The following is a 308-nucleotide window of genomic DNA, read 5'->3' on the forward strand; positions in this document are numbered from 1 at the left end:
AGGTATCTCCTGTAGCCAATGATATCGCTGCTGTTTCACTCACCTCTTGTCTACCACTAGGGCCATCGATCCAAACCGTCAACGGTACGCTTGTCTCTGTACTTACTCCTTGATTCACATACTGTACAGTAATTTGTTCTGTCGCTCCGAGTAACGGTGATGATGCGGGAATTTCCAAATCGATTGCCGCTAGGTCATGTGCAGGACGTTCATATACTTTAACATCATCTAGGTAAAAGGCATCACTGCTATACTCCCGCTCTCCAAAACGAATCTGGAACGTAGATGAAAAGTCTTGATCATTTGCT

General features: G+C 44.8%; 1 protein-coding gene. It reads right to left on the bottom strand.

All coding sequences use genetic code 11. The features are described from left to right. Positions 1–308: hypothetical protein (locus BGP76_RS20285; protein WP_158584165.1), on the bottom strand; the 308-nt coding region annotated here is incomplete at both ends.

Origin of the sequence: Reichenbachiella sp. MSK19-1 (assembly GCF_003590315.1) — a bacterium.
Classification (GTDB): Bacteria; Bacteroidota; Bacteroidia; order Cytophagales; family Cyclobacteriaceae; genus Reichenbachiella; species Reichenbachiella agariperforans.